This is a genomic window from Gallaecimonas aegicerasi, from assembly GCF_045291545.1.
Lineage (GTDB): Bacteria > Pseudomonadota > Gammaproteobacteria > Enterobacterales > Gallaecimonadaceae > Gallaecimonas.
This window is the reverse complement of the sequence record NZ_CP149514.1, coordinates 1,120,035-1,142,810: the sequence shown is the minus strand read 5'-3', so window position 1 is coordinate 1,142,810 and position 22,776 is coordinate 1,120,035. Positions and strand designations below refer to the sequence as shown.

Sequence of the window (22,776 nt, the reverse complement as noted above, 5' to 3'; positions counted from 1 at the left end):
GCCCCTTGGGTATAATCCGCGCCACTTGATTAAGGTGACCTGTTCCCATGCTGGCAAAGCACTATGAACTGCTGGAAACCATCGGCCTGGATCTGTTTTTCCTGACCATTTTTGTGCTGATTGGGCTGGCCATTCATGACGTGCTCAAGCGCGGCAACGTCCCACGGTTTGGTCGGGCTATTGTCTGGCTGGTGCTGTTTTTGGGATGTGCCGGCTTTATTGTCAAAGAGATCATCAAAATGGTCTGGGAAGGATCGGGTGTGGGTTAATGGCCAAAGAATCTACTGACAAAATTACCATTGACCTGTTCGCCGAAGAAAAGCGCCGGGGCCGCCCCCGCTCTAACCCCCTGCCCCGTGAGGTGCAGCTGAAGGTTAACAAGCGCAATCAGATCCGGCGAGACAGGGAAAAAGGCCTGAAGCGTATTGAAATCAAAGTTGATGGCGAACTTTTTGATACCCTTAACGCTATGGCAAAAGCGCGCAATATCAGCCGCAGCGAATTGATAGAAAGCTTATTGCAAGCCGGTGTTAGTGACAGTGACACCACCAACAACGAGAGGAATTGAGGCGAATGGCATCTGTAGGTCTGTTCTTCGGTAGTGACACCGGTAACACCGAAGCGGTAGCGAAGATGATTCAAAAGCAGCTGGGCAAGCACATGGTTGAAGTTCATGACATCGCCAAGTCCAGCAAAGAAGACATCGACAATTTCAGCCTGCTGCTGCTGGGCATTCCCACCTGGTATTACGGTGAGTCACAGTGTGACTGGGATGACTTCTTCCCAACCCTGGAAGACATCGATTTTTCCGACAAGCTGGTGGCGATTTTTGGTTGCGGCGACCAGGAAGACTATGCCGAGTACTTCCTGGATGCCATGGGCACCTTGCGTGACATCATTGAAGCCAAGGGCGCCACCATTGTTGGCCACTGGCCCACAGCCGGGTACAACTATGTTGCTTCCAAGGCGCTGGTCGATGACAACCACTTTATTGGCCTGGGGATTGACGAGGACCGGCAGCCAGAGCTGACCGCCGAGCGGGTCGAGAAGTGGGTCAAGCAGGTCTATGACGAGATGTGTCTGGCCGAGCTGGAAGACTGAGACTAAAAAGCCCCTGTTCACAGGGGCTTTTTACTTTACAGCTGCACCAGCATCTTGCCGGTATTGCCGCCACTGAACAGCGCCGCGAAGGCATCCGGCATGCTCTGTAACCCCTGCTCGATGGTTTCTTTGACGGCAATGCGGCCGTCTTGCACCCAGGGCATTACTTCTGCCAGGAAAGTGTCATAGTGCTGCCAGTGATCGAACACTAAAAAGCCTTCCACCCGCAGCCGCTTGGCGATCACCTGCGAGAAGTTGTCCGGGGTGGGTGCTTTGCCGTCGTTGTAGTGGTGGATCATGCCGCACAGGGCAATACGGCAAAACGGATTAGCCGCATTCATGCCCGCCGCCAGCAACGGCCCGCCGACATTTTCAAAAATCACATCAATGCCATCGGGGGTCTTATGGCGCAAAGCTTGGTAAAGATCCCCCTCGGTTTTGTAGTTAATTCCGGCCACGCCAAGGCTTTCCAGCCACTGCACTTTGTCGTCACTGCCCGCTGTCCCAACCACATGGCAGCCCTTGGCCACCGCCAGTTGGCAGGCCAGGCTGCCAACGGCACCGGAAGCCGCCGTAACCAGCACTTTATCGCCCTGTTTCAGCCCGGCAATCTTGTTAAGGCCCGTCCAGGCAGTCATGCCCGGCATGCCCAGCACGCCTAAAAAGTAGCGCTCAGGCAAGGCATCCGGCAGCGCTTTGAAATCCGCTGCTGGTCCCTGAGCCAAGTCACGCCAGCCCTGGTTATGAAGCACCTTGGAGCCCTCCGGCAAGGCTTCTGCTTTTGAGGCAATCACCTCACCGACGGCGGCGCCGTCCATCGGCCGGCCCAGTTCAAAAGGCTCGATATAGGTTTTAACGCCGTTCATCCGGCCTCGCATGTACGGGTCTACCGACAGGTAGCTGTTACGCACCCGCACTTCGCCGTCAGCCAGCTCAGCCAACTGTGCACTTTTAAGCGCAAAACTGTCTTTGCCGGGAACACCTTCCGGGTGCTGAGTGAGAGTAAAATACTGTTGCTTCATGCGACCTCCTTTTTGGGACGGTATTGGCGTTTAAGCCTGACATACAGTGTGCGTTCGATCTGCGCCACCAGATCACCCTGACAGTCCTTGATGTCAGTGACCAGCTCCGGCAGGTACTTTTCACCCGCGACAGTCCCCTGCTCAATCGCTTCCAGCAGGCCGTCAGTAACCCGAAACTCTGCCACCACCGGGCCAATGCCGGGTTTTTCAAAGTGAATGCGGGCGGCACGATCCCAGACATGGTAACGCTTACCCAACAGCCCCATCAGCATCAGCGCGTAGATAGGGTCGGTCATGGCAAACAGACTGCCGCCAAACTGGGTTCCGTTGGCGTTTTTGGTCCAGGGGCGATCTTTGAGCACCACCCGACAATAACGAAAATCATCGGCCAGGTGGGTGATCTTGATGCCGGTGAACAAAAAGGGTGGCCACCAGTTAAGCAGGTGGCGAATACGGCTGCCTTTTTTAAAAACCCAGGCTTTCATCAGTGTGTTTTTCCCTCAGATAGCGTGTTGATAAGTTCCCGACACTGGAAATGGCTTGGCCAGTTGGGTAACTTGTCGGGGTAAATTGCAGGAATCCCCTGCCAACCAACACAGGATTTTGCATGGCAGACGAAAATCAGGCGCTGCGCGACGCTGGCCTTAAAGTCACCCTGCCCCGGGTAAAAATTCTCGAGCTGCTGCAACAGCCCGACTTTCAGCACATCAGTGCCGAAGAGCTGTACAAGCGGTTGCTCGATATGGGCGAAGAGATCGGCCTGGCCACCGTCTACCGGGTACTTAACCAGTTTGACGATGCCGGTATTGTCTCGCGCCACCATTTCGAAGGCGGCAAGTCGGTGTTTGAGCTGGCCCATAAGCATCACCATGATCATCTGGTCTGTCTTAAATGTGGTCTGGTGGTCGAGTTCATGGACGATGTTATCGAGCAACGCCAGCGGGAAGTGGCCAAAACCAACCGCATGAAACTGACTCACCACAGCCTCTATCTTTATGGTGAATGTGAAGACACCGAAGCCTGCGACAAGCGCCGCTTCGGCGAAGCATAAACAAAGGCCAGCCTGACTGGCCTTTGTTATTACAGGCTGGCGGCCAGCTCGGCGCCCTGGCGAATGGCCCTTTTGGCATCCAATTCTGCCGCCACATCGACACCACCGATCAGATGTACTGACAGCCCCCGCGACAGCAACGCCTGCTGTAACTGCCGGTTCGGCTCCTGGCCGGCGCAGATAATGACGTTATCTACCGCCAGTGTCAGAGCTTCACCGTCTTTTATGATATGCAGCCCGGCATCATCGATGCGCTGGTAACTGACTCCAGCCCACATTTTCACCCCCAACTCCTTGAGGGTTTGGCGATGAACCCAGCCAGAGGTTTTGCCCAGGCCTTTACCGACCTTGCTGGTTTTGCGTTGCAGTAACCACAGTTGCCTGGCGGCTTGTGGCTTTTTGGCACTGACCAGGCCGCCAGGTTGCTGAATGGTTTTATCAACACCCCACTGCGCCAGCCAGCGGTCTTTATCCTGACTGGCCGAAGGGCCGCTTTCGGCCAGGTACTCGGCGACATCAAAGCCAATGCCCCCGGCGCCGATAATGGCCACGCTTGGCCCGACCGGCTGATGGTCTCGCAGCACATCCAGGTAGCTCAGCACCTTGGGGTGGTCAATGCCGTCAATGGCTGGGGTGCGCGGCAAAATACCGGTTGCCAGAACCACTTCATCAAAGCCGTTTGCTGCCAGGCTGTCGGCACTTTGTTGGCTGTTCAGGCGTACTTCTACACCCAGATCATGCAGACGATTTTTGAAGTAACGCAGGGTCTCGGCAAATTCCTCTTTGCCGGGGATCTGCTTGGCATAATTAAACTGGCCACCAAGCTCCGCGGCGGCGTCCATCAGCACCACCTGATGACCGCGCTCGGCGGCGTAACAGGCAAAAGCCATACCCGCCGGGCCAGCGCCAACCACGCCGATGCGCTTAGCCTTGGCCACAGTTTTGAAAATCAGCTCGGTTTCGTAGCAGGCCTGCGGGTTGACCAGGCAACTGGCGCGTTTTTGTTCGAAAACATGGTTAAGGCAGGCCTGATTACAGGCAATACAGGTATTGATCCGATCGGCTTTGCCAGCCGCCGCTTTATTGACAAAATCCGGGTCAGCCAGCAGTGGCCGCGCCATCGACACCATGTCCGCTTCATTGTTGGCCAAAAGGCTCTCCGCTACTTGCGGATCATTGATACGGTTGGTGGTGATTAGCGGTATGCCGAGCCCTTCGGCTTTCATTTTCGCCGTAACCCAGGAAAAGGCCGCCCGCGGTACAGACGTCACAATGGTGGGTACCCGTGCCTCGTGCCAGCCGATACCGGTATTGATGAGCGTGACACCGGCTTTTTCCAAGGCATGAGCCAGGTAAACGGCGTCATCCCAGGTCATGCCCTTGTCGACCAGCTCCAGCATCGACAACCGGAAAATAATGATGAAATGCAGGCCTACTTTTTCCCGCACGGCCCGGACGATTTGCAGCGCCAGACGACTGCGGTTTTCACGGCTGCCACCCCAGTCATCGGTTCGCTCATTGGTACGCTCGGATAAAAACTGGTTAATCAGGTAGCCTTCCGAGCCCATGATTTCCACACCGTCGTAACCGGCTTTTTTCGCCAAAGCAGCCGTTTTGGCGTAGGCCCGAATGGTGCTGTTGATTTGCCGAACCGACATGGCACTGGGTTTAAACGGGTTAATGGGCGCCTTTTTGGCGCTGGGCGCCAGCGAAAAAGGATGATAGGCATACCGGCCAGCATGGAGGATCTGCAAACAGATCTTGCTCCCCCCTTGATGCACCGCGTCGGTTACCTGACGATGCTTGCGGGCCTGAAAGCCAAAGGATAACTGGCTGCCAAAAGGCGCCAGGCGGCCACGAAAATTCGGCGCGATGCCGCCGGTAACAATCAACCCGACGCCACCTTCGGCACGCGCCCGGTAAAAGGCCGCCATTTTCGCAAAACCGTCTTTTTCTTCTTCCAGCCCGGTGTGCATGGAGCCCATCAGCACACGGTTTTTCAAGGTCGTAAAACCCAGGTCCAGCGGGGCAAGCAGATGGGGATAAGCGTGACTAGTCATGGCGCTGCCGGTGAGTAAGTGATGCAGCAAGACTACTGATCCGATGAGTTGCGATCAACAAACGGTTACAAATTCCATTTCGCATCTATGGCACAATTTCATAGCATGCGATAAAGGCAACACGTCTAAAGGACAACATATGCTGCAAATGCTCAAGAATGTGCTGCTGTTCATCTGGACAGCACTGAATGGATTGCGAAAACTGGTAGTAAGCCTGCTGGTGCTGTTTATTTTGGTCGGGATCTTTGCCTCCTCTCGAGAGGACAAAGGCCCGAAAGTGCCTGATGGGGGCGCGCTGGTGCTGAACCTCAATGGCGTGCTGGTGGAAAAAGCCAAACGGGTTGACCCGGTACAGGCCTTTGTCAGCAAGCTGCAGGACAGCAACCGCCCTCAGGAAATTCAGCTCGGCGATGTGCTGGATGTGATCCGTAACGCCAAGGACGACAGTCGTATCAAGCTGATTGTGCTGCGCCTGGACGGTTTGCGTACTTCCAGCCCCGATAAGCTGATGACCATTGGCGACGCGCTTGAGCAGTTTAAAGCCGCCGGTAAAGAAGTGATTGCCAAGGGGGATTACTACACCCAGGGGCAATACCTGCTGGCCGCCTACGCTAACAAGATTTACCTGAATAAATCCGGCTTTATGAGCATTGACGGTTTTGGCCGTTACCGGATTTATTACAAGTCGCTGCTCGACAAGCTGAAAGTCACTACCCACGTGTTCCGGGTAGGCACCTTCAAGTCAGCGGTTGAACCTTACATCCGTGACGACATGTCCGAGCCGGCGAAAGACGCCAACCGCACCTTCCTCAATGCCCTGTGGCACCAGTACGAAGCAAAAATCGTTGCCTTGCGCCACCTCAAGCCCGGCGCCCTGGATGCCATGCTGGCCGACCTGCCGGTGCGCTTTAAAGCGGCGGGAGCTGATTTTGCCCAGTTAGCCAAAGACGAAGGCCTGGTTGACGTACTGGCCAGCCGCGACGAGATGGATCAGGCGATCATCGCCAAGGTTGGTGAAGACAGTAAAGATCACTATTACCGTCGCATCGACTTTGACGATTACCTGTCGCTGATTCACCCGAAAGTCGAGATTAAAAAACCGGGGCCGAAAGTAGGCATCATTGTGGCCCAGGGTGAAATTGTTGACGGTACCGCCCCGGTGAATATGTCCGGTGGTGACTCCATTGCCGCGCTGCTGCGCCAGGCTCGCTTTGATAAAGACATCAAAGCTGTGGTGCTGCGGGTAGACAGCCCCGGCGGCAGCGCCTTTGCCAGTGAAATCATTCGTCAGGAACTGCTGGCACTGAGAAAAGCCGGCAAACCGGTGGTGGCTTCCATGGGTACCTATGCAGCCTCCGGCGGCTACTGGATCTCAGCCAGTGCCGATGAAATCGTCGCTCACCCGACGACCCTGACCGGCTCTATTGGTATCTTCGGCCTGCTCACCACTTTTGAGAAGAGCCTGGACAGCATCGGGGTTCATACTGACGGTGTAGGCACCTCAGAGTACGCCGGCACCACCCTGACCCGGCCGCTGTCGGATAACCTGAAAACCATCATCCAGGCCAATGTGGAAAAAGGCTATGACCGCTTCCTGACGCTGGTTGCCAACAGCCGCCACATGAGCAAGGAGCAGGTGAACAAGATTGCCCAAGGCCATATCTGGATCGGTAGCCAAGCCAAGGAGCTGGGCCTGGTGGATAAACTGGGTACTCTGCAAACCGCTATTGACGATGCCGCCAAACTGGCCAAGTTGAAGAACTACTCAACAGTTGAAGTGACCAAGCCGCTGAGCACTGAGCAGAAACTGCTACAAAGCCTGCTGGGTGCCTCGGTCAGTGTTGCCGGCCACCTGCAAAGCCAGCAGTTCCCCTGGCTGAGCAAGTTGATGGCTGACGTTAATACGGCGGTAGAACCGATGTTCAAGATGAACGATCCGCAGAACATGTATCTGTACTGCCGTGACTGCAGTTATCAGTAACAACTGACAAGTACAGAAAAACCGGGCCCTGGCCCGGTTTTTTTTTATAATGGCCGCAACAGTCAGCAACCTTGTAAACGGATGAGCAAAAAGCGCATTTACGTGGCCTACACCGGTGGCACCATTGGCATGAAGCCCTCTGCCAAGGGCTATGTACCCGCCCCTGGCTACCTGGTCGAGCAAATTCATGCCCACCCGGACTTCCACCGCCCGGAAATGCCTGACTATCACATTCACGAGTATCAGCCGCTGATGGACTCATCGGATATGACGCCAGCCGACTGGCAGCACATCGCCGATGACATTGCCCAGCATTATGATGACTACGATGGCTTTGTGATCCTGCATGGTACTGACACCATGGCCTACACCGCCTCGGCACTGTCTTTTATGCTCGACAACCTGGGCAAGCCGGTGATCATCACCGGTTCGCAGATCCCGCTGTCGGCGCTGCGCTCCGATGGCCAGGAAAACCTGCTAACGGCGCTGTATCTAGCCGCCGAATATCCCATCGCCGAAGTCAGCCTGTTTTTTAACAACCAGCTATTTCGCGGCAACCGAGCTACCAAAGCCCACGCCGATGGCTTTGATGCCTTTGCCTCCCCCAACTTTCCGCCCCTGCTCGAAGCCGGCATAGCGATCCGCAACATTGCCGGTACCCTGGGCCGCTTTAGCGAGCGCACCTTACAAGTTCATTCGGTAACACAGCAGGCCATCGGTATGGTGCGGCTCTACCCGGGAATCGACCCGGTGATTATCCGCAATATCATCCAGCAACCGGTCAAGGCTTTGATCCTGCAAAGTTATGGAGTGGGTAACGCGCCATCATCACCGGCATTGCTGAACGTGCTGGCAGATGCCTGCCGCCAGGGCATTATCGTGGTGAATCTCAGCCAGTGCTTTAAAGGCGCCGTCAATATGCAAGGTTATGCCACCGGTACCGGCCTGGCCGCCTGCGGGGTACTTTCGGGAGGCGATATGACCGTTGAAGCCACCCTGACCAAACTGCACTTTTTGTTAAGCCAGGGCCTTGATAGTGCCGAAGTGGCCCGTCAGCTGGTGGCGGATCTGCGAGGCGAGCGGCGCTGACAACTTGCCAACAACGTTGCTAACAAGACGTTGACAAACTGGCCGGGCCAGCGGCACTGTGCAGTAAAAGCCAGGCAGAAAAAAGGGGCCGCTATGTATCACAAGTCCGCCAAGTTATCCCATGTCTGTTATGACATCCGTGGCCCGGTGATGGCGGAGGCGGCCCGTATGGAGGCCGCCGGCACCCCTATTCTCAAGCTCAACATTGGTAATCCCGCCCCATTTGGTTTTACTGCCCCCGAGCCCTTACTGGCGGCAGTACGCGATAATTTGCAGTACAGCCAAGGCTATTGTGATGCCAAGGGGCTGGCCAGCGCCCGTATGGCCATTGCCCGCCATTACCAGCGCCGCGGCGTGAAAAACGCCGATGCCGAACAGGTACTGCTGGGCAATGGCGTCAGTGAACTTATCCAAATCAGCCTGCAAGCCTTACTGAACGACGGCGATGAAGTGTTGCTGCCCTCCCCCGACTACCCGTTGTGGACCGCCTGCACAACGCTCAGTGGCGGTACGCCAGTACACTACCGCTGTGATGAAGGCGCCGATTGGCAGCCCGATTTGGTAGACATTCGCCGTAAGATTACGCCGCGCACCCGGGCGCTGGTGGTCATTAATCCCAACAACCCTACCGGCGCTGTTTATCAAAAAGCCATGCTCGAGGCCCTGGTGGCCATTGCTAGGGAGCATCAGCTGGTACTGTTCGCCGATGAAATTTACGACCAGATCCTCTATGACGATGCCTTGCACTATCCACTGGCATCACTCAGTGATGACGTATTGACGCTGACCTTCAACGGTTTATCCAAAGCCTACCTGGCAGCAGGGTTTCGCCAGGGCTGGTTACTGGTCAGCGGCGATATCAGCCAGGCCACGGATTATCTTGAGGGGTTGAATATCCTGGCCAGCATGCGCCTGTGCGCCAGTGTGCCGGCGCAACATGCGGTAGTGGCAGCCATGGCCGAACCCGACAGCATTAAGCCGATGCTGCTGCCGCAAGGGCGCCTTTTGGCCCAGCGCGACCTGGCTTATCAGATGCTGACCAGCATCAAGGGTGTCAGTTGCGTTAAACCGCGCGGGGCCCTGTACTTGTTTCCCAGGCTTGACCCACGTCGCTTTGCCATCAGCAGCGACGAAGCATTGGTACTGGATCTACTGAAAAAAGAGCAAATGCTGCTGGTGCAGGGAAGCGGCTTTCACTACCCCAACCCGGATCATCTGCGCATTGTCTTTTTACCGGAGCGCAGCCAGCTGGCCGATGCCATGACCCGCCTTGGCCGCTACCTTGAACAGCGAGCCTCAGCTGTTGCCACAGGCTCCGCGGCATAAAAAAAGCGCCTGTAGGCGCTTTTTTCAGGTTATTACCTGGAGCATCACCGCCGCGTAGTGGCAGACACTGCCCCCCAGTACAAAGCAGTGCCAGATAGCATGGCCAAAGGGAATACGGCGCAGCATATAAAACACCGTGCCCAAGGTATAAAACAGCCCACCGGCAATTAGCCAGTTCAGCTCAGCAGGCGTCAAGGCCTGGCTCATGGGCTTAATGGCAACGATGACCATCCAGCCCATGGCAATGTAGATAATCGTCGACAGGCCACGAAAACGGCCGGTAAAAAACAGCTTGAAAGTCACTCCCAGTGCCGCCAGAGCCCAGGCCACACCAAACAAGCTCCAACCCCAGACACCGCGTAAACCGATCAGGGTAAAAGGCGTGTAGGTGCCGGCAATCAGAATAAAGATGGCGCAGTGATCAAAGATCTTCAGCCGGGCTTTGGCCGTGGCACTACTGACCGCGTGATACAACGTCGAGGCGGTATACAGCAGTACCAGTGCTGAAGTAAAAATAGAGGCGGAGACGATCTGCCAGGCGTCACCATAAACGGCGGCCAGGGCAATCAGCACGGCCCCGCCGGCAATAGAGCAAAACACGCCGAGCCCGTGGGTAATGGCATTGGCCAGCTCTTCTTTGAAGGTGTAGGGCGAAGGGGCAATAGCGGTAGCTGTGGACATGGTTCTCTATGGCTGTACAGGACTGAGTATTCAGGGTACGTGAAAAAAAAGACCCGGCCAAGGCCGGGTCTTAGGTACTGCTTATTGGCGAATTTGCCCATCGCCGGTTACCACAAATTTCTCCGTGGTGAGAGCCTCAAGGCCCATGGGGCCGTAGGCATGCAGCTTGGAGGTGGAAATGCCAATTTCGGCACCCAACCCCAACTCACCGCCGTCAGAAAAGCGGCTGGACGCATTGACCATCACCACGGCGCTGTCAACCTGCTGCTGAAATGCCGCAGCGGTAGCCGGATTTTCAGTAGCAATCACTTCCGTATGCTGGCTGCCAAAGCGGCGGATATGCGCCAGCGCAGCGTCATAATCGGCTACCTGGCGAATGGCAATTTCCAGCGCCAGATATTCCTGACCGTAGTCGTCTTCGTGCATCAGTGATGCACCAGCAAAATAGTCTTGGCTGGCTTTATCGGCATGTACTGTCACGCCCTTTTCGGCAAAAGCCTTGGCAACCATCGGCAAGAAGTCAGCGGCCACATCCTGGTGTACCAGCAAGCCTTCAAGGGCGTTACAAACGCCGGTGCGCTGCGTTTTACCGTTCAATAGCAAGGCCAGCGCCTTGGTCAAATCAGCGTCCTTGTCGACATACAGATGGCAGACCCCTTTAAAGTGCTGGATCACCGGAATACGGCTTTGCTCCGACACAAAGTGAATCAGCCCTTCCCCGCCACGGGGGATCACCAAATCGATATAATCACGCTGCTTGAGCAGTGCCAACAACAGCTCCCGATCCGGATCATCAATGACCGTAATGGCTTCTACCGGTACCTGATGCTCCGCCAGTGCCTGCTGCAACACCTTGGCAATAGCCAGGCTTGAATGCAGAGCCTCGCGGCCGCCACGCAAAATAACGGCGTTGCCGGACTTCAGGCACAGTGCGCCGGCGTCAGCGGTGACATTGGGCCGTGCTTCATAAATCATGCAGACCACGCCCAGCGGGATCCGCATTTTTTCCACCTTGATGCCGTTGGGACGGTTTTCCAGCAACCGGCGGTGGCCGACCGGATCGTCCAGCGTGGCAATAAAATCAATGGCGTCAGCCATGGCATCAATACGTTCGCCACTCAATAGCAGGCGGTCGAGCATGGCATCAGACAAACCTTTTTCACGCCCGGCGGCCATATCCAGTTCATTGGCCTTGAGAATAGGCTGGTGGTTGGCACGCAGCTTAGCCGCCATGGCTTTAAGCACAGCGTTTTTTTGTTCAGTGGTCATGCTGGCCAGTACGGTGGCTGCCTTGGCAGCCGCTTCGGCATAGCTCCGGGCTTTTGCCATCATCATGAAGTTTGTTCCTCCAGAATCATCAGATTATCGCGGTGGATCACTTCATCAGGCTGATCCGTACCTACCACTGCATTGATTTCGCCAGCATGGTGGCCTTTTAGGTAACTCAGCTCCCACGAGCTGTATTGGGCGATCCCTTTCGCCAAGGGCTTATTACCATTACTGACCATGACGGCATCACCGCGGTCAAAGTCACCGTCTACGGCAGTAATACCCGATGACAGCAGCGAAGCCCCTTCTTCAATCAGCGCTTTGGCCGCACCATTGTCTATTTCAATGCTGCCCTGTGACTTCAACGTATGACGCAACCAGTGCTTGCGGTTTGACAGCGGGCTGGCATGGCGTACAAACAAAGTACCGGGGTTATCGCCGCGCAGCAGTCGCTCAAAGGTGTCACCAATGCGGCCATTAACAATGTAGGTGTCAATGCCGTGGCTGGAAGCTTTTTCTGCCGCCTCAACTTTGGTGCGCATACCGCCGGTAGCAATGGCGTTACGTGGCGGCCCGGCCAGGGCAAAAATATCCTCGTCAATTTCTTCGACAACCGGAATACGCTTGGCATCATCAAAGACGGTGGGATCTTTGTCATAGAGACCATCAACGTCAGAGCAGATGATCAATGCATCGGCATCCACCACTGTGGCTACCATGGCTGCCAGGTTATCGTTATCACCAACACGCAGCGCGTCAGTAGCCACCGTATCGTTCTCATTAACGATAGGCAAAATGGCGTTTTCCAGCAGTGCGTGCAGTGTATTTTTGACCGACACATAGCGCTCGCGATCACGCATGTCACCATGGGTCAACAGTACCTGAGCACAGGCAAAGTCAAAAAAGCGGGACCAGTTACTCATCATTTCGTTTTGCCCCACCGCTGCCATGGCCTTTTTCAAAGGCACCGGCAGTTGCTGGTGGGAAAAATCGAAATGACTGCGGCCGGCAGCAACACTGCCAGATGACACCAGGACAATTTCCCGGCCCTGTTCACGGCACTGGGTGATAAAACGGGCAATGGCCAATAAATATTTGGCACTGCAACCGTCACCATCCGGCGCGATCAGGGCACTTCCCACTTTCAGTACAGCTCTTCGCCACGCTGGCGTCGCCATGTCTAACTCCTTCAATGCAATGAGCAAACACTCTAACATTATTTGGACACTAATGAAAATCAAGCACTATAAATCGTCCATAAGGCATTTTAATTGCCTTCGATCACACTAATTCATTAGGGGAAAAATAAAAGGAGTAGGAAAAAGAAAAGGCGCCCTAAGGCGCCTCTTGTTCGAAAACAAAGCGAGCTGTTGGCCCATCTGGGCCATTCACGGTTTCGCTAAACATGGCGACTGGCCTGACCCATAGCCCGCCATCCCCATAAAGTGGCCGATACAACACCAGGGTTTGCTCTGTTTCACTGTGGGTAACCAAACCCAGTACCTGATAGCGTCCGCCCTTAAAATGGCGATAAATGCCCGTTTTTATACTTTGCTCCTGATGATTTCCTGCTCCTGCACGCCACTAAATTGAGCTTTAAGCTCGCGCTTGGACTTGGTCACCAGTTCGCCGTCCGGCCCCACTTCCATATGCTGATGCTCGCTCTGGCGTAAGGCCTGATAGGCCATTACCAGTTGCAAGCAATGCTCTCGTTGCTCACTGGCCAATACAGTACCGTCTGCCCACTTGCCGGTTTCCGCCGCATCACGCAGGCGCAGGTAAGTGGCTTCATCCATACTGGCAACCATCTGCGCTAACATCACTTGCCCCCTTTGCGTTTTTCCAGCAGCAGCATCACCCGCAGCGCAATATAGCCAACGAAACCGACGCCCATCATGGCTTCTACGACCCATTCAAAATTAGGGTGTGTTTTGACAACCGTAAATAATAAACCGCCAAGCAGGAACAGGATCAGTGCCGCCATCGCCAGGCTATTCAGACGACGCACTTTGACCGCCTGTTTGCGCCGCCGACCTTCGCTGATCACCTCTGGATCGTCGCTTCTGACTTCACCACAATGAGGGCAGACCGGCGCTTTATCAGAAATGCGTTTACCGCAGGCATAACAATGAATAATGGCCATAGTTCCTCCTTTTGGGGGCGCATATTAACAAAAAAGGCGCCTTCCCGGCGCCCTTTTGCTGTCACTCATTTTCCTTGAGAGTGGCCCAATAATCCCTGACTGTCTGTTTCATTTCCTTGGCCAGCAGCATGATCCCGAATAGGTTGGGTAATGCCATCAATACAATAGCTACCGCCGCCAAGTTCCACACCAGGGTGGTGTCACTGAACGAGGCCCAGAAAAAGGCCGTCACATAAAGTACCCGATAGGGCATCACCCACTTGTAGCCCAACAGATAAATGATGGCGCGGTCACCATAATAAGACCAGGCAATAACTGTCGAGAAGGCAAACAGCAGCAAGCCAATGGAGACAATATATTTACCGTAATCACCGAAATAACCCTTGGTAAAGGCAATGGTGGTCAGCTCGGCCGAGTGCACCAGTGATTTGCCATAAACCAGTACGTCCGGATCTGTGAGCTGCCCTTTTTGTACAGCCAAAGAACCATTGAACGGGTGACCACCCACTTTAAACTGCACGTTCTCACCGACTGAGCGGGCATTGATCACTGTTACCGGACCGCCACCGACAATCTTGCCGTCTAGCACTTTCAGATCACCGCTAAAAGGTTTAACAGTGCTGGCTTGCTGGTTCAGATAAGCGGCCAGCTCCTTACGGTCAGCCTGCACCTTGTCACTGTAATGACCGGCCAGCACAACCATATCGGTGCGCTCAAAGCGGTTTTCAAATTTCTGAGTCCAGACCCCGGAGCTTAAGATCACCATGCCGGTAATGGTGCAGATGATGATGGTGTCGATGAAAGGTTCGAGAATCGACACCAGACCTTCTGAGACCGGTTCATCAGCCCGTGCCGAGGCGTGGGCAATGGGCGCCGAACCCTGGCCTGCTTCATTGGAGAACAAACCGCGGTTAACACCCCGGTTAAAGGCATAAGCAAAGCTGGCACCAAGAAAGCCTCCTGCCGCAGCAGAGCCGGTAAAGGCGTTTTCAAACACCGCTTTAAAGGATGGCCAGAGGTTATCCAGGTTCATCAGGATCACAGACAACGCACCAACCACATAAAACACTGCCATGAAGGGAACCACCTTAGAGGTGACTTTGGCGATACGGGTGATCCCCCCCAAAATAACCATGGCCAACAGCACCGCCAGCACACCGCCGGTGATGATCGGCTTAATACCGAATGTGGCTGACATGCCCTGGGCAATGTTGTTGATTTGCGGCAAGTTACCCGTGCCAAAGGAGCTGATCACGGTAGCAATGGCAAAGATCACTGCCAGCCACTTCATGTTCAGACGCTTATCCATGTAGTACATGGGGCCACCGGCCATGGTGCCATCCGGCGCCCGGTCACGGTATTTGTGTGACAGGGTGACTTCCACAAACTTGGTGGTCATCCCCAGAAATGCCGTGGCCCACATCCAGAACAGTGCCGCCGGCCCGCCGAGGAAAATGGCAAAGGCAACTCCACCGATATTACCGGTGCCGACAGTGCCAGACAGGGCAGTACTCAGTGCCTGAAAGTGCGAGGTATCACCACGCATTTGCGAGTGATCATATTTACCGGTCACCACCCGCCAGGCTTGGCGAAAATAGCGGATCTGTGGGAAGCCAAGATACAGGGTGAAGAAAACCCCGACACCAAGCAACACGTAAGGGAACCAGGCAGAGCTGCCCAGATAGCTGTCAATGAATAACAACCAGTGGTTGAACGCTTCCATGAAGATGAGGCTCCAGAGTTGTTTTTATAATGAGCGCTAACCCTGACATAGCCCTTTTCGATGCACAAGCAGCAGGGCCGCAAAAGCGGCCCTGTGTTGTTTTTTTGCGATTAAATACTACCGCGCTCAAAGTCACTGTTGACGATGGCATCAAACTCCGCCTGCGTCAGGTATTGCGGGGTATAGCTGCCACCAGCACGAATAATGTTGCGATAGAAGGCGCGCAGGTGATTACGTGAGCCCTTTTTCAGGTTAGCGTACACCAATGCAATATCGTCATTGTTTTCGATCTTGGCTTCTTCCGCCGTCAAATCAAAAATATCCAGCTCCTCAATAGCCGCGCCGACGTAAAGTGCTTCCATTAAGCTGGTGGTGCCCTGGTTCACTAGGGTGTCGTAGAGGGTTTGCAGTTGCGGATCAGTGAACACGCCAATGCCATTGCTGCCAACCGGGTCGACCAGATTGTAGCGGTCAAGCAGCATTTTGACGGCTTCAGCATGGGTTTCTTCAGCCTCGGATATATTCTCGAAAACCTGCTGGCCCCACAGGTTGTACATGGTCAGGTAGACATCACGGGCCAGCTTTTCTTCTTCACGCATGTACAGCAACCCGGCTTCTTCATCTGCCGTCAAGGTCCCTACCGCCAGCGTCGCCAGCTGCTGGGAAAGTACCGTCAAGCTCACCGAGCTGGTGCCACTATCATCGACATCCAGTACAGTCGGCTGCGGTACAACCGGGGCTACAGTATCGTCATCACCACCACCGCATCCAGTCAGTAGTGCCAGGCTCATCAGGGGAACAGTTAACCAACGCATGGCGTAATCCTCATACAGGGGGAGAGAAAACCAGTTTATTAACTGTAATTTAATACTGCATTAACAAAATTGATGTGGCACAAAAAAAGCCGCACTTGGCGGCTTGATATTGCATTTTATCCCTTGAGGTGTCGCCATAGGGCAGCCAGCACATCTTCCCCTAACTGCATGGCCCTCGGCGGTGACCAGCCAAAGGCTTCATCAGGCAGGTCAGCGTTATCTTTAAAGGGCATTTCCAACGTATAAGCCAGCGTTTTAAAGCGCTCAGCCACCCAGTGGCAAGCTACTGTCATGTTGGCCTGCCCCGGTTCATCGACGGCATAACCATACTGAGTTTGAAATTCCGGGGTCACACTCAACAAGGCTTGCTTGAAGCTGTCCTGCTGCGTTTTGATGTCGGTGTTAAAACTCGGCACCCCTTCGGAGCCGGCCAGGAAGTTATAAGGTAAGCCTTCGTCACCATGAATATCTAAAAACAGGTCCAGGCCCTTTTCTTCCATCATCTGGCGCACCAGATACACTTCCGGGCTTTTTTCCAGCGACGGGCTCTGCCATTCACGGTTGAGGTTGACCCCTACCGCGTTGGTCCGCAGGTGGCCGCGCACGCTGCCATCCGGGTTCATATTGGGCACCAGGTAGAAGACATTGTCCTGTAACAATGCGCGCGCCACGCCGTCTTCATCATCCAGCAGGCGGCCAATAAAGCCTTCCATAAACCATTCGGCCATGGTTTCCCCCGGGTGCTGGCGTGCAATCACCCAGATTTTGCGTTTACCAGGCGCTTCATCACCAACCCGCAGTAGCGTCATTTCCCGGCCATCGAGGGTTTCACCTAAATGTATCGGCGTGCAGTACGGGCTTTCCTGCGCACCGGCCAGCAGATCCTGATGCTGCTCCCAAGAGTACGGCGCAAAGTAAGCGTAATAACAGATGGCCTCTTCCTGCACATGGGTGATGGTCAGGGTCTGGCCGTCAAACTCGGTAGGCACCCGGAACCAGGTCTGGCGGTCATAAGAAGCTACGGCCTGGTAACCCTGCCAGCCTTCCGGCGCGTAAGCCGCGCCACCGGCATTGGTGATATTCAGACAATACTGCTGCTGCGCCTGGCCATGCAGACGAAAATGAAACCACTGATAAAAATCGGATTGGTGGTCTTTATTGATGGTCAGCTGAATATCATCGGCACTGTCAGCCTTCAGTACCTTGATGTTACCGCTGTCGAATCCGGCGGAAATATGCATCCTCTGATCCTTTTTAGTAGGGCAAAACCGTTACACCTTAACAGTAAAAAAGGCGCCAATGGCGCCTTTTTGGTAAGCCGGGCGTGCTTAACGCGGCAGGCTGGGGTAGTAAAGCCCGGCCATGTCCTGAGCCACCCGTACCACCTGGCAGGAGTAACCAAACTCGTTGTCGTACCAGACGTACAGCACCACGTGGTTGTCCTGCGCCAGGGTAGCCTGGGAGTCAACCACCCCGGCGTAACGGGAGCCGACCAAATCGCTGGAAACAATCTCGGTAGAGGTTGAAAAGTCAATCTGGTCACGCAGGTCGGACGACAGTGAGGTTTCACTCAAAAAGTCGTTAACCTGCTCACGGCTCACCGTTTCTTTAAGGGTCAGGTTCAAGATGGCCATGGATACGTTTGGCGTGGGCACCCGGATAGCATTACCGGTGAGCTTACCAGCCAGCTCCGGCAAGGCCTTGGCGACGGCTTTGGCGGCGCCGGTGCTGGTCAGCACCATATTCAGCGGGGCACTGCGGCCACGGCGTTCAGCCTTGTGGTAGTTGTCGATAAGGTTCTGGTCGTTGGTGTAAGAATGCACCGTTTCAACATGGCCATATTCAATACCGTAGCGGTCATTAATGGCCTTGAGTACCGGCGTAATGGCATTGGTGGTACAAGAAGCGGCAGAGATAATGGTGTCATCTGCAGCAATCATGTCGTTATTGACACCGTAAACGATGTTTTTAACACCACCACCGGAAGGGGCGGTCAGCAGCACCTTTGCTGCTCCTTTGGCGCTCAGGTGGCGGGCCAGCCCTTCGTCTTTGAAAACACCGGTGTTGTCGATGATCAGGGCATCATCAATGCCGTACGCGGTGTAATCAATCTCTTCTGGCTGGTTGGCGTAAATCACCTTGATATAGCAACCGTTGGCAACAATGGCTGACTCTTCTTCGTCGACCCAAATGGAACCGTTAAAAGGGCCATGGATAGAGTCGCGGCGCAGCAGGCTGGCCCGCTTTTGTAAATCACCGTCACGGCCACCACGCACCACAATGGCACGCAGACGCAGCTTGTTACGCGGCCCGGTGCGTTCGATAAGCAGCCGCGCCAACAACCGGCCGATACGGCCAAAACCGTACAGCACCACATCTTTGGGGGCCATGTTGTCATCTTTTTCAACGATGTCGCTGAGCTCATCGCGCAAGAAGGCATCAACCGATTTATCACCATGGTTTCGCAGGTAATCTACCGCCAGCTTACCCAGGTCAATACGTGCCGGCGCCAGCTTCATGCCAGACAACGCTTCAATCAGCGGGAAGCTTTCCCGCAGGCGCAGTTTGTCACTTTCGAACTGACGCACCATACGATGCGCTTTAATGATGTCGATGGTGGACGCGTTGAGCAACGGCTTGCCATAAACCACCAGTTCCACACCGAAATTGCGGTAAAGGCGGCCGATCATCGGCTGCATCTGCTCGGCCAGTTCCTGGCGCTCCTGCCAGCTGTTCAGATAGATGTCCGGTTGGGTGTTGCTCATGCGGGTATCCTTTTGTTTCACGTCGAATGCCCGGGGCCGCTCAGCACGCCCAAGGCGGATTTGTAGGGGCCTGCCCGCTTTATTTCGGTAGCAGGTCAGGCGCGGCAATTCTACCGCACAGGCAATCGATTTCGCCAGATAATGTGACATTTGCGATGCACATCTATTGCCTGAACGAAACAGCGTTGTCACACTGGTCTGACATTACGATAAGAGACCCCAACGTCCCATGAAGAAGTTGCTGTTGTGCTTGCTGCCCCTGGTGCTGGGAGGTTGTCAAAAGGCCCATGAGTCACTGACGACGATCTGCGCCGATGACCCTGGCCTTTGTGCTGACCTTAATAATGACGGCTGGTGCCGTTACGAACGGGCTCGGCTTATTCGCCAGCGCTATACCCTGGCCACCGCCCAAAGCAAACATGCCTACCACTTGTATCGCACCTTGGAGGCCACCGAACGCTACCGTGACTGTATTGGTGTTGCAGCAAGGGTAGTGCATGAAAAACAAAAAACACGACAAAGTGACCGGGGCACCGCCTATCTCAACAGCCTGGTTGCCGTAAAAGCGCTGGAAGCGCAGATCGGCGCCAGTAAAGAGCCGCACCTGCTGTATTACCGTTACAGCCGCCAAGGAGACATGCAGGCTCTGAAGGAGTTTCTGACTTACGAAGGCACCGGCAAGTTAAATACGCTGGAACTTAAAGCCATGCTGGCTACCTATTACGCAAAACGCGATAAAGCAAAAACCTACCAACTACTGGTGGAAGCACTATCACTGCCGCGCGAAGAGCCTAATGATAAACACCTGGATCTGTTCCAGACCCTGCCCACCCTCGCCTTTCAGCAAGGCCATTATCAAGAAGCTTATGTGTGGAGTCGGGTTGCCCAGATGCAGGGGGTTAAAGACATGGATCTACAGTCGTTGAAAAGCATCTTAATGAAAGACAAAAAGCTGCTGCGCAAGCTGGATAACAAGGCTGACGCCATCAACGAGGCCATCGAAGACGGGCATTTCAAGCCCGCCATGGCCACTATTGACCAGGCACAAAGCTCAGCGCTACCGAATTAAGGCAATAACGCTTACCAGTGGGTGCAGGGCCATCATCAAACACATGGCCCAGGTGCGCATCGCAACGGCCACAGCGAATTTCGGTGCGCACCATGTTGTGGCTATGGTCGGCCAGATAACGTACTGCATCGTTACTGGCTGCGGCGAAAAAAGATGGCCAACCACAACCGGCATCAAATTTACTGTCCGATAAAAATAACGGCTGGCCGCAAACCACACAGTGGTAGGTACCTGTAGCTTTTTCATGAAGGTACTGGCCACTGAACGGGGCCTCTGTAGCCCCTTGTTGGGTAACGGCTTCGGCAGCTGCACTCAGCGGCCCTTTCCAGCCTTGTTTGGTCATAACACCTCACGGTTGTGTAATTTAATTTCACTATCAACGGCCTTTAACCGTGCAAAACTTGATAAATCCCGCCTTTCCTGTAAATTTATTACCAAATCATTTGGTGAAGATAAGGAACAACACATGCGGGTTGCCATCAACGGTTACGGACGCATTGGCCGCAACATTCTGCGGGCCCTGTTCGAAAGCGACAAAGACTACGACATTGATATCGTTGCTATCAACGATCTCGGTGACGCTCATATCAACGCTCACCTGACCCAGTACGATACTGTCCACGGCCGCTTTAACGCCAAGGTCAGCCATGACGACAAAGCTCTGTACATCAACGATAAACCCATCGCCATTTACTCTGAGCGCGACCCGGCAAAATTGCCCTGGGGCGAACTGGATATCGACGTGGTCTTTGAATGTACCGGCCTGTTCACCAGCCGCGAAACCGCTGGCGCGCACCTTGCTGCCGGCGCCAAGAAAGTGCTGATTTCTGCCCCAGGCAAAGATGTGGACGCCACCATTGTTTACGGCGTTAACCACGATACGCTGACCAGCGACATGCAGATCATCTCAAACGCTTCATGCACCACGAACTGCCTGGCGCCTATTGCCAAGCCGTTACATGAAGCACTGGGGATCGAAAGTGGCCTGATGACCACCATTCACGCCTATACCAATGATCAGCGCCTGTCTGACGTATACCACAAGGATCTGCACCGTGCCCGCGCGGCGGCCATGAACATGATCCCAACCAAAACCGGGGCCGCTGCCGCCGTTGGCCTGGTTGTGCCGGCACTCAAGGGCAAGTTCGACGGTATGGCGGTACGGGTACCGACTATCAATGTGTCACTGGTGGATCTGACCTTCATCGCAGGCCGTGATACCAGTGTTGAAGAAGTCAATGCCATTATCGCTGCTGCCACCAACCAGGGGCAAATGGGCCAGGTACTGCATGTCAATACCGCGCCGCTGGTGTCCATGGACTTCAATCACGTGGCCTACTCTTCTAACTTTGATGCCACTCAGACCAAAGTACAGGGGCGCCTGGTCAAAGTCATGAGCTGGTATGACAACGAGTGGGGGTTCTCTAACCGCATGCTCGATACTGCCACTGCCATGATGGCAGCCAAGTAACATTTCATGCCGGCAACCGCCGGCATTTTTCTTTTTGGGCCATGGCCAGCTAACGGTATGATGGCCCTCGTCTTTTATCCTTGGCGAATTGAATATGAGATTACTTGCCTTATTGATGATGGCTGCACTTCCCGCCAGCGCTCAGGTCATTGATGCTATTACGCCCATCGGCCAGGTGACTTTGCCGCACCTGATGCAATACAAAAACACCCCGGTAGGCGGCCTGTCCGGACTTACCTATGACGCCAAAACCGATCAGTTCTATGCCATCAGTGATGATCGCTCTGACCGTGCCCCGGCCCGTTTTTATGCTTTTAAAGTTGCCCTCAAAGACGGCCACCTGGCCAGTGTCACGCCTACCGGCGAATGGCCACTGACAGTCAACGGCAAGCCCTATGGCGAAGATAAGATTGATTCGGAAGGCATTGCCATTGCCGGTGACACCTTGTTTGTTTCCTCAGAAGGCGACGTGCGCGCCAAGCTCCCCCCTTTTGTTGATGGCTTCAGCCTGACCGGCCAACGCACCGAACAGCTGCCGATCCCAACCCCTTTTCAGATCGGCCCACAACACGGTATTCGTAATAACCTGGCCTTCGAAACCCTGACCACCAGCCCTGATAAGAAATGGCTTTATACCGCCACCGAGTCCGCACTGTTGCAGGATGGTCCTGATGGCACCGCGCAAAAAGGCGCCAGCAGCCGTATTCTGGTGTACAGCCTGAAAAGCCATAAGCCGGTACACCAGTACCGCTATGATATTGACCCGGCGGTCAAAGGCCGTGGCACCATGATCGGCGTTTCCGATATGGTCGCGCTGGATAACAACGGCCACCTGCTGGCCATTGAACGTAGCTACAGCCATGCCTCAGGTAACCGCCTGCGCCTTTATGAGGTGGACTTGCACGGTGCTACCGATATCAGTGGCGTTGACAGCATCAAGAACATGGTCAATATCAAACCGGCTCAAAAACATCTGGTCGCTGACTTTGCCAAACTCAAGCTCCCTCTGGATAACGGTGAAGGCATTGCCATTGGCCCAGCCCTCGCTGACGGCAGCCGACTGCTGCTGATGGTCTCTGACGATAACTTCTCACGCTATCAGCACACTTACTTCTGGGCCTTTAAAATCAAGCTGGCCCACTAATAAAAAAGCCCGGTACAGCCGGGCTTTTTTATGTTTTCACGTCACCATAACAGCGCGCCGGACCCG

24 protein-coding genes are annotated in these 22,776 nt (G+C 54.6%); 10 read left to right on the top strand and 14 right to left on the bottom strand.

Annotated features, from left to right (window positions below):
• The first annotated feature begins 47 nt into the window (after window positions 1-47).
• From WDB70_RS05630 to fldA, 3 genes are read left to right on the top strand one after another with little or no spacing between them, the layout of a single operon-like run.
• Window positions 48-269: a DUF2788 domain-containing protein gene (locus WDB70_RS05630; RefSeq protein WP_406667458.1), complete on the top strand. Its 222-nt coding sequence runs from the start codon at window positions 48-50 to the stop codon at window positions 267-269.
• Entirely contained in the window at window positions 269-568 is a 300-nt protein-coding gene (gene ybfE / locus WDB70_RS05625) for a LexA regulated protein (protein ID WP_406667456.1), read from the top strand. Before WDB70_RS05630 ends, ybfE begins: the two co-directional genes overlap by 1 nt.
• 5 nt (window positions 569-573) lie before the next feature.
• A complete protein-coding gene (gene fldA / locus WDB70_RS05620; RefSeq protein WP_406667454.1) occupies window positions 574-1,101 on the top strand; it encodes a flavodoxin FldA in 528 nt (175 codons plus the stop codon).
• A 35-nt stretch (window positions 1,102-1,136) separates the two neighbouring features.
• On the opposite strand, the gene WDB70_RS05615 is transcribed toward fldA, so the two are convergent.
• Together WDB70_RS05615 and WDB70_RS05610 are read right to left on the bottom strand one after the other, a co-directional pair.
• Complete coding sequence (locus tag WDB70_RS05615) at window positions 1,137-2,123, bottom strand: NADP-dependent oxidoreductase (protein WP_406667452.1); 987 nt, start codon at window positions 2,121-2,123, stop codon at window positions 1,137-1,139.
• Entirely contained in the window at window positions 2,120-2,608 is a 489-nt protein-coding gene (locus WDB70_RS05610) for a DUF4442 domain-containing protein (protein ID WP_406667450.1), read from the bottom strand. Before WDB70_RS05610 ends, WDB70_RS05615 begins: the two co-directional genes overlap by 4 nt.
• A 122-nt stretch (window positions 2,609-2,730) precedes the next feature.
• Here WDB70_RS05610 and fur point away from each other — a divergent pair, with 122 nt between their 5' ends.
• Window positions 2,731-3,174, top strand: a complete 444-nt coding sequence (fur, locus tag WDB70_RS05605) for a ferric iron uptake transcriptional regulator (protein ID WP_406667448.1) — start codon at window positions 2,731-2,733, stop codon at window positions 3,172-3,174.
• A gap of 29 nt (window positions 3,175-3,203) precedes the next feature.
• Here fur and WDB70_RS05600 read toward each other — a convergent pair whose 3' ends face one another.
• Window positions 3,204-5,234, bottom strand: a complete 2,031-nt coding sequence (locus WDB70_RS05600; protein ID WP_406667446.1) for an FAD-dependent oxidoreductase — start codon at window positions 5,232-5,234, stop codon at window positions 3,204-3,206.
• A gap of 139 nt (window positions 5,235-5,373) precedes the next feature.
• Between WDB70_RS05600 and sppA the strand changes: the two genes are divergently transcribed.
• From sppA to WDB70_RS05585, 3 genes are all read left to right on the top strand, one after another.
• A complete protein-coding gene (gene sppA / locus WDB70_RS05595) occupies window positions 5,374-7,215 on the top strand; it encodes a signal peptide peptidase SppA (protein WP_406667444.1) in 1,842 nt (613 codons plus the stop codon).
• Window positions 7,216-7,296: 81 nt separating this feature from the next.
• Window positions 7,297-8,304, top strand: coding sequence for an asparaginase (gene ansA / locus WDB70_RS05590; RefSeq protein WP_406667442.1), 1,008 nt, complete (start codon window positions 7,297-7,299; stop codon window positions 8,302-8,304).
• A 93-nt stretch (window positions 8,305-8,397) separates the two neighbouring features.
• Window positions 8,398-9,630, top strand: a complete 1,233-nt coding sequence (locus WDB70_RS05585) for a pyridoxal phosphate-dependent aminotransferase (protein ID WP_406667440.1) — start codon at window positions 8,398-8,400, stop codon at window positions 9,628-9,630.
• A gap of 24 nt (window positions 9,631-9,654) precedes the next feature.
• Here the strand turns inward: WDB70_RS05585 and WDB70_RS05580 are convergent, their stop codons facing one another.
• From WDB70_RS05580 to WDB70_RS05535, 10 genes are all read right to left on the bottom strand, one after another.
• Entirely contained in the window at window positions 9,655-10,311 is a 657-nt protein-coding gene (locus WDB70_RS05580) for a hemolysin III family protein (RefSeq protein WP_406667438.1), read from the bottom strand.
• Between the two features lie 81 nt (window positions 10,312-10,392).
• Complete coding sequence (locus WDB70_RS05575; RefSeq protein WP_406667436.1) at window positions 10,393-11,646, bottom strand: glutamate-5-semialdehyde dehydrogenase; 1,254 nt, start codon at window positions 11,644-11,646, stop codon at window positions 10,393-10,395.
• A complete protein-coding gene (gene proB / locus WDB70_RS05570) occupies window positions 11,643-12,758 on the bottom strand; it encodes a glutamate 5-kinase (RefSeq protein ID WP_406667434.1) in 1,116 nt (371 codons plus the stop codon). The genes WDB70_RS05575 and proB overlap by 4 nt, the downstream gene beginning before the upstream one ends.
• Window positions 12,759-12,915: 157 nt before the next feature.
• Window positions 12,916-13,074, bottom strand: a complete 159-nt coding sequence (locus tag WDB70_RS05565) for a DUF1653 domain-containing protein (RefSeq protein ID WP_406667432.1) — start codon at window positions 13,072-13,074, stop codon at window positions 12,916-12,918.
• Window positions 13,075-13,124: 50 nt separating this feature from the next.
• Window positions 13,125-13,400, bottom strand: a complete 276-nt coding sequence (locus tag WDB70_RS05560) for a YeaC family protein (protein WP_406667430.1) — start codon at window positions 13,398-13,400, stop codon at window positions 13,125-13,127.
• Window positions 13,400-13,723 carry a hypothetical protein gene (locus WDB70_RS05555; protein WP_406667428.1) on the bottom strand — a complete coding sequence of 108 codons (324 nt, stop codon included), beginning with the start codon at window positions 13,721-13,723 and terminating at the stop codon, window positions 13,400-13,402. Before WDB70_RS05555 ends, WDB70_RS05560 begins: the two co-directional genes overlap by 1 nt.
• 61 nt (window positions 13,724-13,784) lie before the next feature.
• Window positions 13,785-15,446, bottom strand: coding sequence for an alanine/glycine:cation symporter family protein (locus WDB70_RS05550; RefSeq protein ID WP_406667426.1), 1,662 nt, complete (start codon window positions 15,444-15,446; stop codon window positions 13,785-13,787).
• A 110-nt stretch (window positions 15,447-15,556) separates the two neighbouring features.
• The gene (locus WDB70_RS05545; RefSeq protein ID WP_406667424.1) at window positions 15,557-16,261 is read right to left on the bottom strand and encodes a DUF2202 domain-containing protein; all 705 of its coding nucleotides are present in this window, start codon (window positions 16,259-16,261) and stop codon (window positions 15,557-15,559) included.
• 116 nt (window positions 16,262-16,377) lie between these two features.
• On the bottom strand, window positions 16,378-17,502 hold the full coding sequence (locus WDB70_RS05540; protein WP_406667422.1) for a M14-type cytosolic carboxypeptidase: 1,125 nt from the start codon (window positions 17,500-17,502) through the stop codon (window positions 16,378-16,380).
• A gap of 87 nt (window positions 17,503-17,589) precedes the next feature.
• Window positions 17,590-19,026: a glyceraldehyde-3-phosphate dehydrogenase gene (locus tag WDB70_RS05535; protein WP_406667420.1), complete on the bottom strand. Its 1,437-nt coding sequence runs from the start codon at window positions 19,024-19,026 to the stop codon at window positions 17,590-17,592.
• A 229-nt stretch (window positions 19,027-19,255) separates the two neighbouring features.
• Between WDB70_RS05535 and WDB70_RS05530 the strand changes: the two genes are divergently transcribed.
• Window positions 19,256-20,095, top strand: coding sequence for a DUF2989 domain-containing protein (locus WDB70_RS05530; RefSeq protein ID WP_406667418.1), 840 nt, complete (start codon window positions 19,256-19,258; stop codon window positions 20,093-20,095).
• Here the strand turns inward: WDB70_RS05530 and msrB are convergent.
• Window positions 20,058-20,438, bottom strand: a complete 381-nt coding sequence (gene msrB / locus WDB70_RS05525) for a peptide-methionine (R)-S-oxide reductase MsrB (RefSeq protein ID WP_406667416.1) — start codon at window positions 20,436-20,438, stop codon at window positions 20,058-20,060. The two genes, WDB70_RS05530 and msrB, sit on opposite strands and share 38 nt — an antisense overlap.
• 123 nt (window positions 20,439-20,561) lie before the next feature.
• On the opposite strand from msrB, the gene gap reads away from it, so the two are divergent.
• Together gap and WDB70_RS05515 are read left to right on the top strand one after the other, a co-directional pair.
• Window positions 20,562-21,566 (top strand): type I glyceraldehyde-3-phosphate dehydrogenase, encoded by a 1,005-nt coding sequence (gene gap, locus WDB70_RS05520; protein WP_406667414.1) that lies wholly within the window; start codon window positions 20,562-20,564, stop codon window positions 21,564-21,566.
• 94 nt (window positions 21,567-21,660) lie between these two features.
• On the top strand, window positions 21,661-22,710 hold the full coding sequence (locus tag WDB70_RS05515) for an esterase-like activity of phytase family protein (protein ID WP_406667412.1): 1,050 nt from the start codon (window positions 21,661-21,663) through the stop codon (window positions 22,708-22,710).
• The last annotated feature ends 66 nt before the right edge of the window (window positions 22,711-22,776 follow it).